Genomic DNA, 16163 nt, shown 5'->3' on the forward strand with positions numbered 1-16163 from the left:
AGCCAGGCTCCCACAGTGAGCCTTGTGGGAGCCTGGCTTGCCGGCGAATGGGCCGCAGAGCGGCCCCGGTGATATGTCAGAGGCCGTAGCTCATCAGGCGCTCGTAGCGGCGAGCCAGCAGCGCGTCGTTATCGAACTTGCCGAGCATGTCCAGCTGTTCGATCAGGTCAGCACGGATGCTTTCCGACACTTTCACCGGATCACGATGGGCGCCGCCCAACGGCTCCTGGATGACCTTGTCGACGATGTTCAGGCTCTTCAGGCGTTCGGCAGTGATGCCCATGGCCTCAGCGGCGTCGGCCGCCTTGTCGGCAGTCTTCCACAGGATCGACGCGCAGCCTTCCGGCGAGATCACCGAGTAGGTGGAGTATTGCAGCATGTTCAGCTGGTCGCACACGCCGATGGCCAGTGCACCGCCAGAACCACCCTCACCGATCACGGTAGCAATGATCGGGGTTTTCAGGCGCGCCATCACGCGCAGGTTCCAGGCGATTGCCTCGCTCTGGTTGCGCTCTTCGGCATCGATACCCGGATAGGCACCCGGGGTGTCGATGAAGGTCAGGATCGGCATCTTGAAGCGCTCGGCCATTTCCATCAGGCGGCAAGCCTTGCGGTAGCCTTCAGGGCGCGGCATACCGAAGTTGCGGCGTACCTTCTCGCGCACTTCACGGCCCTTCTGGTGGCCGATCACCATGACCGGCTTGCCATCCAGGCGCGCGGTACCACCGACGATGGCGGCGTCGTCGGAGAAGTGGCGGTCACCGTGCAGCTCTTCGAACTCGGTGAAGATGTGCTCCAGGTAGTCCAGTGTGTAAGGACGACGCGGGTGACGTGCCAGGCGGGCGATCTGCCAGCTGGTCAGGTTGCCGAAGATGCTTTCGGTCAGTGTGTTGCTCTTGTCTTGCAGACGGGCAATTTCATCGCTGATGTTCAGCGAGTTGTCGTTACCTACCAGGCGCAGGCCTTCGATCTTGGCTTGCAGGTCGGCAATCGGCTGTTCGAAATCGAGAAAATTCGGGTTCATAGTCATCCGTCTTGGGTCTACGGCCAGGCGGCCGGCCGGTTGATCCGTTTGGCGCCCTACCTTAAGGGATCAGGCGCATTCAGGTCGAGATTAAATTTTTTGTCGATTCAACGATATTGCAGGAAGACGTTCTCACGCCCGAACTGGTCACGCAGCGCCTGAATCAGCCCATCGGCCGGGTCGATAGACCACTGCTCACCGAACTGCAGCATGGCCTTGGCGTCGCTGCCGGTGTACTCCAGGGTGATCGGGCAAGCACCGCGATGGCGGGTGATCAGTTCACCCAGCCACTTCAGCCGGTCGCCCTTGAGCGCCTCGTGTGCCACCTTCAGGCGCAGGCTCTCGGCCAGCTTGGTGCGCGCGTCTTCCATTGTCATCACCTGCTTTACCCGCAGGCGCAGGCCGCCGGAGAAGTCGTCGTTGCTGACCTCGCCTTCGACGACCACCATCGCATCGGCCTGCAGCAAGGACTGTGCCGCCATGAAGGAATCGGCGAACAGCGAAGCCTCGATGCGCCCGGAGCGGTCATCCAGGGTGACGAAGCCCATCTTGTCGCCCTTCTTGTTCTTCATTACGCGCAGGGCAATGATCATGCCGGCGACAGTCTGGGTTTCGCGCGACGGCTTGAGGTCGATGATGCGCTGGCGGGCGAAGCGGCGGATCTCGGCCTCGTACTCATCGATCGGGTGGCCGGTGAGGTACAGGCCAAGGGTGTCCTTCTCGCCCTTCAGGCGCTCTTTGAGGGTCAGCTCGCGCACCTTGCGGTGGTTGGCATAGACGTCGACTTCCACCTCGTCGAACATGCTGCCGAACAGGTCGACATGGCCGCTGTCAGCGGTGTGAGCCGCCTGCTCTGCAGCCTTGATGGCCTCACCCAGGGCCGAGAGCAAGGTTGCACGGTTGATGTCGATGTTGGCCTGGTAGGCCTTGATCTCATCATGGAAGTGCGGGCCAAGACGGTCCAGTGCGCCACTGCGCACCAGCGCATCCAGGGTGCGCTTGTTGACCCGCTTGAGGTCGATGCGCTCACAGAAGTCGAACAGGTCATTGAACGGCCCGCCTTGGGCACGCGCCTCGACGATCGCTTCCACCGGGCCTTCGCCGACACCCTTGATAGCGCCCAGGCCATAGACGATACGGCCATCGTTGTTGACGGTGAACTTGAAGTCGGAAAAGTTCACATCCGGCGCGTCGAGGCGCAGCTTCATGCTGCGCACCTCCTCGACCAGCACCACCACCTTGTCGGTGTTGTGCATGTCCGCGGACAGCACGGCAGCCATGAACGGCGCCGGGAAGTGGGTTTTCAGCCAGGCGGTCTGGTAGGACACCAGGCCATAGGCGGCGGAGTGGGATTTGTTGAAGCCATAACCCGCAAACTTTTCCACCAGGTCAAAGATGTTACCGGCCAGGTCGGCATCGATGCCGTTGTTGGCGCAACCTTCGATGAAGCCACCACGCTGCTTGGCCATTTCCTCGGGTTTTTTCTTACCCATAGCCCGACGCAGCATATCTGCACCACCGAGGGTGTAGCCTGCCATCACCTGGGCGATCTGCATCACCTGTTCCTGGTACAGGATGATGCCGTAGGTAGGCGCCAGCACCGGTTGCAGGCCTTCATACTGGTAATCGGGGTGCGGGTAGGCCAGCTCGGCGCGGCCGTGTTTGCGGTTGATGAAGTCGTCCACCATGCCCGACTGCAGCGGGCCCGGGCGGAACAGCGCCACCAGTGCGATAAGGTCTTCGAGGCAGTCGGGCTTGAGTTTCTTGATCAGCTCCTTCATGCCACGGGATTCAAGCTGGAACACCGCAGTGGTTTCGGCTTTTTGCAGCAGCTCGTAAGTCTTGCGGTCATCCAGCGGGATGAAGTCGATGTTGAGATCTGGCAGGTTTTTCTTGGCCTGCTCGCGGTTGATGATCTCCATCGCCCACTTGATGATGGTCAGGGTCCGCAGGCCGAGGAAGTCGAACTTGACCAGGCCGGCGGCCTCGACGTCGTCCTTGTCGAACTGGGTTACCAGGCCGCCGCCCTCTTCGTCACAGGCGATCGGCGAAAAATCGGTGAGCTTGGTCGGCGCGATAACCACACCACCGGCGTGCTTGCCGGTACCCCGGGTGACGCCTTCCAGCTTCAGCGCCATATCCCAGATTTCGCGGGCATCCTCGTCGCCCTTGAGGAAGTCGCGCAGGATTTCTTCCTGCTCGTAGGCCTTCTCCAGGGTCATACCCACTTCGAACGGGATCATCTTCGACAGGCGGTCGGCCAGGCCGTAGGACTTGCCCTGCACCCGCGCCACGTCTCGCACTACCGCCTTGGCGGCCATGGTACCAAAGGTGATGATCTGGCTGACCGCATTGCGCCCGTAGGCATCGGCCACGTATTCGATCACCCGATCCCGGCCATCCATGCAGAAGTCGACGTCGAAGTCGGGCATGGAAACCCGTTCAGGGTTGAGGAAGCGCTCGAACAGCAAGTCGTAGGCCAGCGGGTCGAGGTCGGTGATCTTCAGCACGTAGGCCACCAGCGAGCCTGCGCCCGAACCACGGCCAGGTCCGACCGGCACGCCGTTGTTCTTGGCCCACTTGATGAAGTCCATCACGATCAGGAAGTAACCGGGGAAGCCCATCTGGATGATGATATCCAGCTCGAACTTCAGGCGGTCCAGGTAGACCTGGCGCTTCTCTTCGTAATTGGGTGTGGTGTCTTTCGGCCACAACACCGCCAGGCGCTCTTCCAGGCCTTCGTGGGACACAAGCCGCAGGTAGTCGTCAATGCCCATACCGTTCGGCGTGGGGAAGTCGGGCAGGAAGTGCTTGCCCAGTTGAACCTGGATGTTGCAGCGCTTGGCGATCTCGACGGTGTTGGCGATGGCGTCGGGCACGTCGCTGAACAGCTCGGCCATTTCCTCGGACGATTTCAGGTACTGCTGGTCACTGTAGCCACGCGGGCGGCGCGGGTCGTCAAGGGTCCAGCCCTCGCCAATGCAAACGCGGGTTTCGTGGGCGTCGAAGTCCGCCTGCTTGATGAAACGCACGTCGTTGGTGGCCACCAGCGGGGCGCCAAGCTTGTCGGCCAGGGCCACCGCCGCGTGCACATATTCTTCATCGCGGGCGCGGTTGGTGCGCTGCACTTCAACGTAGAAGCGCTCGGGGAACATGCCCATCCAGTCTTGCAGCAGGGCCTGGGCTTCTTCATCCCGGCCGGACAACAAGGCCATGCCGATATCGCCTTCCTTGCCCGCTGACAGGGCAATCAGGCCCTCGCTGGCGGGGGCGATCCATTCACGCTGGAGGATGACCAAGCCGTTGCGCTGGCCATCGGTCCAGCCGCGCGAGATCAGCTCGGTGAGGTTGCGATAGCCCTTGGCATCCATGGCCAGGAAGCAGATGCGCGACAGCGGTGCCTCCGGATCGGCACCGGCCAGCCACAGGTCGGCACCACAGATCGGCTTGATGCCCGCGCCCATGGCAGCCTTGTAGAACTTCACCAGCGAGCACATGTTGCTCTGGTCGGTGATCGCCACCGCCGGCATGTTCATCCCGGCCAGCGCCTTGGCCAGCGGCTTGATCCGCACCAGGCCGTCGACCAGCGAGAATTCGGAGTGGACGCGCAGGTGAACGAAGGGAACCGACATGGAAGATCCTGTAGCAGTGCTTAACGACAAGGGCGGGATTGTAGCTTAAATGGGGAAGAGATTTGGGGCTGCTTGCACCCTCCCTGTAGGAGCAGCCTTGTGCTGCGAAAGGGCCAGTACAGGCACAGCAACTTCATTTACCTGACTGGCGCTTTCGCAGCACAAGGCTGCTCCTACAAGAGCGAAAGGGCCGCGAAGGGCCCTGGCAGGTCAGATAAGGGAATCGGTAACGCCTTCGCGTGCTTCCAAGGCCGCACGCACTGGGGCAAAGGAACGCCGATGGATGGGCGTAGGGCCCAGGCGCGCGAGCGCCTCAAGGTGCACCGGGGTCGGGTAACCTTTGTGCCCACCCATGCCATACCCTGGGTAGATCAGCTCGAACGCGCTCATCTCACGGTCACGGGTTACCTTGGCCAGGATCGAGGCAGCTGCAATAGCCGGCACCTGGCTATCGCCTTTGATCACCGGCGACGCCGGCACGGCCAGCTTCGGGCAGCGGTTGCCATCGATCAGGGCCAGCTTCGGCGTAATGTGCAGGCCCTGCACCGCACGCTGCATGGCCAGCATCGTGGCCTGCAGGATGTTCAGGCGGTCGATTTCCTCGACCTCGGCGCGGGCGATGCAGAAGCTCAAGGCCTTTTCACAGATCTCGTCGAACAACGCCTCGCGCTTGGCTTCGGTGAGTTTCTTCGAATCGTTCAGGCCGAGGATCGGGCGCGCCGGATCAAGGATCACCGCCGCCGTCACCACCGCGCCGCACAGCGGCCCGCGGCCCACTTCGTCGACGCCGGCGACCAGGTCCTCGACCAGGTTGAAGTCCAGTCCAATTTGCATGTCAGCGGTCCTTGAGCAAGGCCAGTACCGCCTCGGCCGCCTGGTTGGAGGCGTCACGGCGCAGGGTGCGGTGAATTTCGTCGAAACGTTCGGTCTGCTGGCTGCCATCGCGCACCAGCGGTGCAAGGGTGTTGGCCAAGGCTTCGCTGGTGGCGGCGTCCTGCAACAGTTCGGGCACCAGTTCACGCTGGGCGAGCAAGTTTGGCAGGGACACGTAAGGGCTCTTCACCAGGCGCTTGAGGATCCAGTAGGTCAAGGGCGCAAGGCGGTAGGCCACCACCATTGGCCGCTTGTACAGCAGCGCTTCGAGGGTGGCTGTGCCCGAGGCGATCAGTACTGCATCACAGGCCGCCAGGGCCTGGTGCGACTGGCCATCGAGCAGGGTCAGTGGCAGTTGGCGCCCTTCGAGCATCTGTTCGACCTGGGCACGCCGCGCGGCGTTGGCGCAGGGCAGCACGAAGTGCACGCCTGGCACCTGCTGCTGCAGGCGCTCGGCGGCGTCGAGGAACAACGCCCCCAGGCGCCCTACCTCGCCACCCCGGCTGCCAGGCATCAGTGCAACCACCGGCCCGTCGCCCAGGCCCAGTGCAGCACGTGCTGCCGGGCGGTCGGTTTCAAGCGGTATGGTGTCGGCCAGCGGGTGACCGACAAAGCGCACCGGCACTCCCTGCTCTTCATAGAACCGCGCCTCGAACGGCAGCAGCGTCAGCATCAGGTCGCAGCCTTCGCGAATCTTCAGTACGCGCTTCTGCCGCCAGGCCCAGACCGACGGGCTGACGTAGTGCACGGTCTTGATTCCGACCTGGCGCAGTTTCAGTTCAATGTTGAGGGTGAAGTCGGGGGCGTCGATGCCGATGAAAACATCCGGCTTTTCGTCGATCAGTGTCTGGATCAGCAGCTTGCGGCGTTTGAGCAGCTCGCGCAGGCGCCCCAGCACTTCGACCAGGCCCATGACCGCCAGGCGCTCCATGGGGAAGTACGATTGCAGGCCTTCGGCTTCCATCAACGGGCCGCCAACGCCAATGAAACGTACATCGGGGTGGCGTGCCTTGAGGGCACGCATCAAGCCTGAACCAAGAATATCGCCGCTGGCCTCACCTGCGACCAAGGCTACGCAAAGCGGGGCCATGTCAGCGGGTAATGCCGCGGGCGGAATTCACGATCGACTGACGGAACAGGTCGACCTCAGGGTGCTTCGCCGCCATTTCGGCCAGTTCCTTGAGCGCGTCTTCGACGGTCAGGCCCTGACGATAGACAATCTTGTAGCAACGGCGCAGCACGTGGATCACCTCGTCGCTGAAACCGCGGCGGCGCATGCCCTCGAAGTTCATGCTGCGGGCTTCGGCCGGGCTGCCGAACACGGTGACGAAGGCCGGGACGTCCTTGCCGATCGCCGTGCCCATGCCGGAAAACGCGTGGGCACCGATATGGCAGTACTGATGCACCAGGGTATAGCCGGACAGAATCGCCCAGTCGCCTACGTGCACGTGGCCGGCCAGGGCCGTGTTGTTGACCAGGATGCAGTGGTTGCCAATGACGCTGTCGTGGCCGATGTGGGCATAGGCCATGATCAGGTTGTGGTCGCCCACGGTGGTTTCCGCACGGTCCTGAACGGTGCCGCGGTGAATGGTCACCCCTTCGCGGAACACATTGTGATCGCCGATCACCAGGCGCGTCGGCTCACCCTTGTACTTGAGGTCCGGGGTATCTTCGCCAATGGAGGAAAACTGAAAGATACGGTTGTGCTTGCCGATGCGGGTCGGCCCTTTGAGCACAACATGCGGGCCGATAACGGTACCCTCCCCGATTTCCACATCGGGGCCAACGATCGACCAAGGGCCGACCTCGACACCATCGGCCAGCTTGGCCGACGGGTCGATAATGGCCCGAGGATCAATCGAATTCATAGGGAGCGTTCCGCGCATGTGATCTGTGCCGAGCAAACCGGTTTGCCGTCGACCAGGGCGCGGCATTCAAACTTCCAGATCATGCTCTTGCGGCTGAGGAACTTGGCTTCCAGCACCAACTGGTCACCCGGCAGTACCGGCTGACGGAAACGCAGCTTGTCGGAACCAACGAAGTAGTACAGGGTGCCATCAGCGGGCTTGGCATCGAGCATCTTGAAACCGAGGATGCCGGCCGCCTGGGCCATGGCTTCAATGATCAAAACGCCCGGCATGATCGGGTGCGCCGGGAAATGGCCGTTGAAGAACGGCTCGTTGATGCTGACATTCTTGTAGGCACGAATGCTCTGGGCCTCGAAGTCCAGATCCGTCACCCGGTCCACCAGCAGGAACGGGTAACGGTGAGGCAGGTATTCGCGAATCTCGTTGATGTCCATCATTTCGGGGGGGAAGCCTGTAATAAGAATAGGGAGCGCAGGTGCTGACCACACGCTCCTTTAGCAATCCAAAGAGGAGCCAGCTAGCGACTGTTCACTCTTGCTCAGGGAATGGTATCAGCCTTCTGATGTCGGCAGGCCACCTGAGGTCACGGTATCGACGCGTTTTTCCAGCTGCTGAAGACGCTTGGCCATGTCATCCAGCTGGCGGATCCGCGCAGCGCTCTTGCGCCAGTCAGCCAAAGGCTGCATGGCTGTGCCGGATGAATAGGAACCGGGTTCAGTGATCGAACGGGTTACCATTGTCATCCCTGAAACAAATACGTTATCGCAAATATCAATGTGCCCTACCAGGCCCACGCCCCCGGCCAGCATGCAATGCTTGCCGATGCGCGTACTGCCGGAAATGCCCACACAAGCGGCCATGGCCGTGTGGTCACCGATCTGCACGTTGTGGGCGATCTGGATCTGGTTGTCGAGCTTGACCCCGTCGCCGATCCGCGTGTCGGACAGCGCACCACGGTCGACGGCAGTATTGACGCCGATTTCCACGTCATCACCAATGGTGACGCCGCCGATCTGGGCGATCTTGCGCCAGATACCCTTCTCATTGGCAAAGCCGAAGCCTTCGCCGCCGATCACAGCACCCGACTGGATGACCACGCGCTTGCCGATCACGACGTCGTGATACAACGTCACCCGCGGCGCCAGCCAGCCGCCTTCACCTACAACGCAACGCGCACCGATGAAGCAATGGGCGCCGATGCAGACATCAGCCTCGATGCGCGCACCGCTTTCGATCACCGCGAACGGCCCGATGCTGGCGCTGGCGTCCACCTGCGCGTCCCCAGCCACCACGGCGCTGGGATGGATTCCCGCCACAGCCTTGGGTTTGGGGTCGAACAGGTGGGAAATACGCGCATACGCCTGGTACGGGTCGGCCACGATCAGGGCATTGCCAGCGAAACTTTCGGCATCCGCAGCCTTGAGCAATACCGCACCCGCCTGGCAGTTATCCAGGTACTTGCGGTACTGCGGGTTGGCGAGGAAGCTCAATTGACCGGGGCCTGCCTCCTGCAAGGTGGCCAGCCCGGTAATCTGCAACGCCTCGGGCCCCTTGAGGGTGGCACCGAGGGCCTCGGCCAGTTGGCCTAGCGTCATGGTCACACTCATATCAACGGGCTTGGTTCATGCGCTCGATGACCTGGCGGGTGATGTCGTACTGAGGTTTGACATCGATGACCGCACCACGCTCGAGGACCAGGTCAAAACCGCCCTTCTTGATCACTTCCTCGACAGCACCATCCAGCTTCGGCTTCAGTTGCTTGAGCATGTCGCGGTCAGCAACGGCTTTGGCTTCGTTCAGTTCCTTGGACTGGAACTGGAAGTCACGGGCCTTTTGCTTGAACTCGAGCTCCAGGCGCTCACGCTCCTGCTGCTGCATCTTGTCGCCGCCCTTGATCAGACGGTCCTGGATGCCCTTGGCGCTGCTTTCCAGGCTTTTCAGCTTGGTCAGTTGCGGACCGAACTTCTTCTCGGCATCGACCGCGTATTTCTTGGCGGCATCCGATTCGAGCAGGGCCATCTGATAGTTCAGCACGGCAACCTTCATTTCGGCGAATGCCGGGGTGGCGACCAGCGCCGCGGCCACTACGGCCAGTTGAGCCAATTTACGCACGATGCACTCCTGGATAAACCGTTGTCGTTAAGCAAGGGCCGACCTTAGAAGGTCTGGCCCAGAGAGAATTGGAACACCTGGGTATCGGCATCGTCCGGCTTTTTGACCGGCATTGCCAGGCTGAAGCTCAACGGGCCCAGTGCGGTAATCCAGGTCACACCCAAGCCGACCGAACTGGCCATGCCCGAGAAGCCGACTTTCTCGCAATCAGGCTTGTTGCCGCAATTGGTGTCGAACACGTTACCCACGTCCCAGAACACGGAGGTGCGCAGCGAACGCTGGTCCTTGACGAACGGCAGCGGGAACAGCAACTCGACGCCACCTTGCACCAGCACGTTACCGCCGAACGGCAACGGATCCTGATCCGGGTCGGCGATGGTGCCCTCTCGCGTACCGTCACTTGGCGTACTGCGCGGACCCAGGCTGCTGTCCTTGAAGCCACGGACAGAGTTGAACCCCCCTGCGAAGTAGTTCTCGTAGAACGGCAGGCCGGAAGTGCTGCCATAACCATCACCATAGCCCAGCTCGGTGTGCAGGCGCAGGGTGTAGTCGTTGTTGATCGGCTGGAACAGCTGGCCACGATAATCGAGCTTGAAGAACGACAGGTCGCTGCCCGGAATGGTGGATTCCAGGGTCAGGCTTTGCGAGTGACCACGGGTGGCCAGCACGCCTTTGTTCAGGGTCGACTCGGACCAGCCGATCGAGGCCTTGAAGTTCAGGAAGTTCTCGCCCTCCTGTTCGAGGAAGTCGAAGATCTCGTCAACGGTGTACTTACCGGTCTTGATCTTGTCCTGCTGCACGCTCAGGCCGTAGGTCAGGCGCGAGGTTTCGCTGATCGGGTAGCCAAGGCTGACGCCGGCACCCAGGCTGTCCACCGCATAGCTGGCCACATCGACGTCGAGGTCGTCGTAGTCGGTGCTGCGGTAGAAGGCGTTGTAACCCAGGCTGACGCCATCGGCAGTGAAGTAGGGGTCCACGAAGCCGAAGTTGTAGCGGGTCTGGTATTCCGAACGGGTCAGGCCGATGGACACCTTGTTACCGGTACCCAGGAAGTTGCTCTGGCTGATCGAACCACCGAGGATCAGGCCGGCGCTCTGGGCGAAACCGACGCTGGCGGTGATCGAGCCGGAGGCTTGCTCTTCAACGCTGTAGTTGACGTCGACCTGGTCGTCAGTGCCTGGCACCGGCGGAGTCTCGACGTTGACTTCCTTGAAGAAGCCCAGGCGCTCCAGGCGGGTCTTGGACTGGTCGATCAGGTAGGTCGAAGCCCAGCCGCCTTCCATCTGGCGCATTTCGCGACGCAGCACTTCGTCTTCGGTCTTGGTGTTGCCGCGGTAGTTGATGCGGTTGACGTAGGCACGCTTGCCCGGGTCGACCACGAACATGATGTCGACCGTGTGGTCCTGGTCGTTCGGCTGTGGCACGCCGTTGACGTTGGCGAAGGTGTAGCCTTCGTTGCCCAGACGACGGGTGATCAGCTCGGACGTGGTGGTCATCACCTTGCGCGAGAACACCTGGCCCGGCTGCACCAGCAGCAGCGACTTGACCTGGTCTTCCGGCACTTTCAGGTCACCGGACAGCTTCACGTCGCGAACGGTGTACTTCTCGCCTTCGTTGATGTTGACGGTGATGTAGACGTGTTTCTTGTCTGGCGTGATGGACACCTGGGTGGAGGCGATGTCCATGTTGATGTAGCCGCGGTCGAGGTAGTAGGAACGCAGCCGCTCCAGGTCACCGGACAGTTTTTCGCGGGCGTACTTGTCGTCGTTCTTGAAGAACGACAGCCAGTTGGTGGTCTTCAGCTCGAACAGCTGGCCCAGGGTGTCATCATCGAACACGTTGTTGCCAACGATGTTGATGTGCTGGATGGCAGCGACGGTGCCTTCGTTGATCTTGATCTTCAGCGCCACGCGGTTGCGCGGCTGCGGCACGACTTCGGCGTCGACCTCGGCCGAATAGCGGCCCTGGGCCACGTACTGGCGCTGCAGCTCGTTACGCACACCTTCAAGGGTGGCACGCTGGAAGATCTCGCCTTCGGCCAGGCCCGATTGTTTCAAGCCCTTCATCAGGTCTTCGGTGCTGATCGCTTTGTTGCCTTCGATCTCGATGCTCGACACCGACGGGCGCTCGACCACGTTGATGATCAGCACATTGCCATCGCGGTTCAGCTGGATGTCCTGGAAGAACCCGGTCTTGAACAGGGAACGGGTCGAGTCCACCAGGCGGCGGTCATCGGCCTGATCGCCGACGTTCAGCGGCAAGGCACCGAAGACACTGCCAGCGGAAACCCGCTGCAGGCCGTTGACGCGAATATCGGAGATGGTGAAGGACTCGGCGTGAACTTCAGCGATCATCAGTGCGGACATGACCGCAGTTAGCAGCAGACGTTTCATGAAGTCCTTTTATTCCAACTGGCAATAAACAACCTGCCGCGACAACGCGGCAGGTTCGCAATTGAGCGAAGCTTTATAGTCGACCCAGATCGTTGATCAGGGCGAGCAACATCACCCCTATGACCAAACTGATACCGATCTGGACCCCCCAACCTTGCACCCGATCTGACAGCGGACGACCGCGCGCCAACTCGACCAGGTAAAACAGCAAATGCCCCCCATCCAGTACCGGGATGGGCAGCAAGTTAAGAACCCCCAGGCTTATGCTCAGGTAGGCCAGGAAATTCAGGAAATCCCCCACGCCGGACTGGGCTGAAGCGCCCGCCACTTTAGCAATGGTTATCGGTCCACTCAAGTTTTTTACCGAGAGCTCCCCGAACAGCATTTTCTTCAGCGATTCAAGGGTCAGCACGCTCATGTTCCAGGTGCGGGACAACCCCTCACCCACCGCCTCGAGCGGGCCGTAGCTGATTTCGCGGAGCATGCTGGCAGGCCATTCGCCACCTTTTACCCCGGCGCCAAGATAGCCACCGGCAGCCTTGCCCTCACCCTTGCGTGCCAGGGTCACAGGCACCTCCAGGGCAGCGCCGTCGCGCTCCACACGCACGACCACATTGGCATCCGGGCGAGCACGCACGCTGTCGACGACCTGCTGCCATTCCGTCACCGGCACGCCATCGACACTCAGCAGCTTGTCGCCTGTCTTGAGACCCGCAGCGGCAGCCGGCCCCTTCGGATCAATCTCGGCCAGCACCGGCACCATCGCCGGGCGCCAAGGGTGCAGCCCCAAGGACTGGATAGGGTCCGGCTCGTCAGCACCCTTGAGCCAGCTGTCCAGCTTGACCTGCAGCTGGCGCTCGGCCGTGGCGCCTTCGTCGCGCACTCCCACCTGCAACGTGCCGCTTTCGCCCAGGCGACGAACCAGCTGCAGGTTGACCGCCGACCAACCGTTGGTCGGCTTGCCGTCGATTGAAACGATTTCCTGACCTGCAGTCAGCCCGGCCGATGCTGCCAGGCTGCCAGCATCGACCGTACCGATCACGGGACGGACCTGCTGGGTACCCAGCATCGCCAGCACCCAGAAGAACAGGATGGCCAGCAGGAAGTTGGCAATCGGGCCCGCCGCGACAATCGCGATACGCTGGCCCACGGACTTGCGGTTGAACGACTGATCAGCCAGCGCAGGCGGTACATCGCCCTCGCGCTCGTCGAGCATCTTCACGTAGCCGCCCAGCGGAATTGCTGCTACCACAAATTCGGTGCCATGGCGGTCATGCCAGCGCAGCAGCGGCGTGCCGAAGCCCACCGAGAAGCGCAGCACCTTGACGCCGCAGCGGCGTGCCACCCAGAAGTGGCCGAATTCATGGAAAGTGACCAGCACACCCAAAGCCACGAGGGTGCCGATAATCATGTAGAGCGCTGTCATGTCCATCTCCGAATGATGTTCAGCGGGCCGGCATCATGCCAACCCCCTCACGAACCTGGGCGGGCTTGCATCAGCGACCGTGACGCCTCAGCCACTCACGGGAAAGCTCCCGGGCACGCTGGTCGGCGGCGAACACCGCGTCCAGCGACGGCAGCGGCACGACGGGCTCCTGATCGAGCACCTGTTCGATCATACCCGCGATCTCCGGGAAGCGGATACGCCGCTCAAGAAATGCCTCGACCGCCACTTCGTTGGCCGCATTGAGTACGGCGGGTGCGCTGTTGCCGGCCTCGGCAGCCTGCCGCGCCAGGCGCAGGCAAGGGAAGCGCTGTTCGTCGGGCGCCTGGAAATCCAGACGGGCGATGGCAAACAGGTCCAGCGGAGCCACCCCGGAATCGATGCGCTCAGGCCAGGCCAGGGCATTGGCGATGGGCGTACGCATGTCCGGGTTACCCAGCTGCGCCAATACCGAGCCGTCCACGTAATCGACCAGGGAGTGGATGACACTCTGTGGGTGCACCACCACCTCGACCTTGGCCGGCGCGGCATCGAACAACCAGCAAGCCTCGATCAGTTCGAGCCCCTTGTTCATCATGCTGGCCGAATCCACGGAAATCTTGCGCCCCATCGACCAGTTGGGGTGCGCACAGGCCTGCTCCGGCGTCACATCGAGCAACGCCTCGACCGGCGTTTCGCGGAACGGGCCACCGGAAGCCGTCAGCAGAATCCGACGCACGCCAACCGCGCTCAGGCCGCGTGCGTAGTCGCCGGGCATGCACTGGAAGATCGCATTGTGCTCGCTATCGATCGGCAACAATACGGCGCCGCTGCGCCGCACTGCCTCGATGAACAGCGCACCGGACATCACCAGGGCTTCCTTGTTGGCCAGCAACACCTTTTTGCCCGCCTCCACGGCAGCCAAGGTCGGGCGCAGGCCGGCGGCACCGACAATCGCTGCCATCACTGCATCCACTTCCGCTGCCGAAGCCACCTGGCAAAGCCCGGCCTCGCCTTCCAGCACCTCGGTGGCGCAGCCGGCCGCTGCCAGGGTTTCGCGCAGCCGCACGGCCGCCTCGGCACTCGGCACCACAGCGAACGCCGGGCGATGGTGCACGCACAGGGCCAGCAACTCGTCGATGCGCGAATACCCGCTGAGGGCGAACACCTGGTAGCGATCGGGATGGCGCGCGATCACATCCAGCGTGCTCAGGCCGATGGAGCCGGTGGCCCCGAGAACGGTAATACGCTGCGGGCGGCTCACATCACACCCCATTCGGCAGCCCACAACAACACGGCGAAAATCGGGATCGCTGCTGTAAGGCTGTCAATGCGGTCGAGTACACCACCATGGCCGGGCAGTAGATTGCTGCTGTCCTTGATACCGGAACGGCGCTTGAACATGCTCTCTGTCAGGTCACCGACCACCGAGGACATGACCAGCAGTGCGGCGCCCAGCAGGCCCAGCAGGATCTGACCGAAACCCCAGTCGCGACTGATGCCGACCGCCAAGGTAATGGCCAGGCTCACCGCCAGGCCGCCATACACGCCTTCCCAGCTCTTGCCCGGGCTGACCTGCGGGGCCAGCTTGCGCTTGCCGAAGGCCCTGCCAGAGAAGTAAGCGCCAATATCGGCGGCCCACACCAGCACCATGACCGACAGGATCAGCCAGTTGCCCAGCGGCCAGTGCTTGAGCAGCACCAGCCCCTGCCAGGCCGGCAGCAATACCAGCAGGCCGATCAGCAACCGGCAGGCCGCACTGGCCCACAGCTCGCTGCTGCGCGGGTAGGTAAGCACCAGCCAGGTGGCCAGCCCCCACCAGATCACCGCGGCACCCAGCACCCAGGGCGCCAGCTCCGGAAGGATGTACAGCAACATCAGCGCTCCGGCGACCACCGCGGCATAGGCGATGCGCATTGGCTGGGTCATCAACCCGGCCAGGCGTGCCCACTCCCAGGCGCCAAGGGTCACCACGAAGCCGATGAACAGGGCGAAATCCCCGCCGTTGAGCAGGAAGAAGCCACCCAGCGCGATCGGCAGCAGGATCAGCGCAGTAATGATGCGTTGTTTAAGCATTAAGCACGAGCTCCAGCCTCGACCTGCTCGCTGGTCTTACCGAAGCGGCGCTGGCGCGAAGCGAAATCGGCCAGGGCATTGCGCATGGCCTCGTGTTTGAAGTCCGGCCAGTACAGGTCGGAGAAGTACAGCTCGGCGTAGGCCAGCTGCCATAACAGGAAATTGCTGATGCGGTGCTCGCCACCGGTGCGAATGCACAGGTCCGGCAACGGTAGCTCGCCGGTTGCCAGGCAGGTCTGCAGCAGGCCCGGGGTGATGTCTTCCGGGCGCAGGTGCCCGGCCTGCACTTCCCGCGCCAGCCGCTGCGCGGCCTGGGCGATGTCCCACTGGCCGCCGTAGTTGGCCGCGATCTGCAGGATGAAGCGGTTGTTGCCGGCGGTCAGCGCCTCGGCTTCGCGCATGGCAGCCTGCAACTCGGGATGGAAGCGCGAACGGTCACCGATGATGCGCAAGCTGATGTTGTTCTCGTTGAGGCGCTTGGCTTCACGGCGCAGGGCCGAGAAGAACAGCTCCATCAGCGCACCGACCTCTTCGGCGGGGCGCTGCCAGTTTTCGCTGGAGAACGCGAACAGGGTCAATACCTCGACCCCGGACTTGGCACACACCTCGATGACCGCGCGAACGGCGTCGACACCCGCCTTGTGCCCGGCAACGCCGGGCAGCAGGCGTTTTTTCGCCCAGCGGTTGTTGCCATCCATGATGATCGCGACATGACGCGGCACCGAGGACGGCGCCACTGGCTTGGTCTTTTCCATTAAGAAA

Annotated in this window: 13 protein-coding genes; all 13 read right to left on the minus strand. The window is 62.3% G+C overall.

The genetic code is table 11. The features are described 5' to 3' along the window. Window positions 1-76: 76 nt before the first annotated feature. Complete coding sequence (accA, locus tag SB765_RS12895) at window positions 77-1024, minus strand: acetyl-CoA carboxylase carboxyl transferase subunit alpha (protein ID WP_016501155.1); 948 nt, start codon at window positions 1022-1024, stop codon at window positions 77-79. 107 nt (window positions 1025-1131) lie between these two features. Beyond that, the gene (dnaE, locus tag SB765_RS12900; protein WP_410931436.1) at window positions 1132-4656 is read right to left on the minus strand and encodes a DNA polymerase III subunit alpha; all 3525 of its coding nucleotides are present in this window, start codon (window positions 4654-4656) and stop codon (window positions 1132-1134) included. A gap of 210 nt (window positions 4657-4866) precedes the next feature. Then, window positions 4867-5490: a ribonuclease HII gene (rnhB, locus tag SB765_RS12905; RefSeq protein WP_341797768.1), complete on the minus strand. Its 624-nt coding sequence runs from the start codon at window positions 5488-5490 to the stop codon at window positions 4867-4869. Between the two features lies 1 nt (window position 5491). Further along, complete coding sequence (gene lpxB / locus SB765_RS12910; RefSeq protein ID WP_410931437.1) at window positions 5492-6619, minus strand: lipid-A-disaccharide synthase; 1128 nt, start codon at window positions 6617-6619, stop codon at window positions 5492-5494. 1 nt (window position 6620) lies between these two features. Continuing rightward, window positions 6621-7397 carry an acyl-ACP--UDP-N-acetylglucosamine O-acyltransferase gene (gene lpxA / locus SB765_RS12915; RefSeq protein WP_019473001.1) on the minus strand — a complete coding sequence of 259 codons (777 nt, stop codon included), beginning with the start codon at window positions 7395-7397 and terminating at the stop codon, window positions 6621-6623. Beyond that, a complete protein-coding gene (gene fabZ, locus SB765_RS12920) occupies window positions 7394-7834 on the minus strand; it encodes a 3-hydroxyacyl-ACP dehydratase FabZ (protein WP_008094893.1) in 441 nt (146 codons plus the stop codon). The genes lpxA and fabZ overlap by 4 nt, the downstream gene beginning before the upstream one ends. A 114-nt stretch (window positions 7835-7948) precedes the next feature. Further along, window positions 7949-9004 carry a UDP-3-O-(3-hydroxymyristoyl)glucosamine N-acyltransferase gene (gene lpxD, locus SB765_RS12925; protein ID WP_341797766.1) on the minus strand — a complete coding sequence of 352 codons (1056 nt, stop codon included), beginning with the start codon at window positions 9002-9004 and terminating at the stop codon, window positions 7949-7951. A 1-nt stretch (window position 9005) separates the two neighbouring features. Beyond that, on the minus strand, window positions 9006-9509 hold the full coding sequence (locus SB765_RS12930) for an OmpH family outer membrane protein (protein ID WP_012270843.1): 504 nt from the start codon (window positions 9507-9509) through the stop codon (window positions 9006-9008). 44 nt (window positions 9510-9553) lie between these two features. Continuing rightward, a complete protein-coding gene (bamA, locus tag SB765_RS12935; RefSeq protein ID WP_341797765.1) occupies window positions 9554-11902 on the minus strand; it encodes an outer membrane protein assembly factor BamA in 2349 nt (782 codons plus the stop codon). Window positions 11903-11975: 73 nt separating this feature from the next. Next, entirely contained in the window at window positions 11976-13328 is a 1353-nt protein-coding gene (gene rseP / locus SB765_RS12940) for an RIP metalloprotease RseP (RefSeq protein WP_341797764.1), read from the minus strand. Between the two features lie 70 nt (window positions 13329-13398). Beyond that, window positions 13399-14589 (minus strand): 1-deoxy-D-xylulose-5-phosphate reductoisomerase, encoded by a 1191-nt coding sequence (gene ispC, locus SB765_RS12945; RefSeq protein WP_410931438.1) that lies wholly within the window; start codon window positions 14587-14589, stop codon window positions 13399-13401. Continuing rightward, entirely contained in the window at window positions 14586-15401 is an 816-nt protein-coding gene (locus SB765_RS12950) for a phosphatidate cytidylyltransferase (protein ID WP_341797763.1), read from the minus strand. The genes ispC and SB765_RS12950 overlap by 4 nt, the downstream gene beginning before the upstream one ends. Then, window positions 15401-16156, minus strand: a complete 756-nt coding sequence (gene uppS, locus SB765_RS12955) for a polyprenyl diphosphate synthase (RefSeq protein WP_016485210.1) — start codon at window positions 16154-16156, stop codon at window positions 15401-15403. The genes SB765_RS12950 and uppS overlap by 1 nt, the downstream gene beginning before the upstream one ends. Window positions 16157-16163 lie beyond the last annotated feature (7 nt).

Origin of the sequence: Pseudomonas sp. SIMBA_067, from assembly GCF_046534675.1 — a bacterium.
GTDB classification, from domain to species: Bacteria; Pseudomonadota; Gammaproteobacteria; order Pseudomonadales; family Pseudomonadaceae; genus Aquipseudomonas; species Aquipseudomonas putida.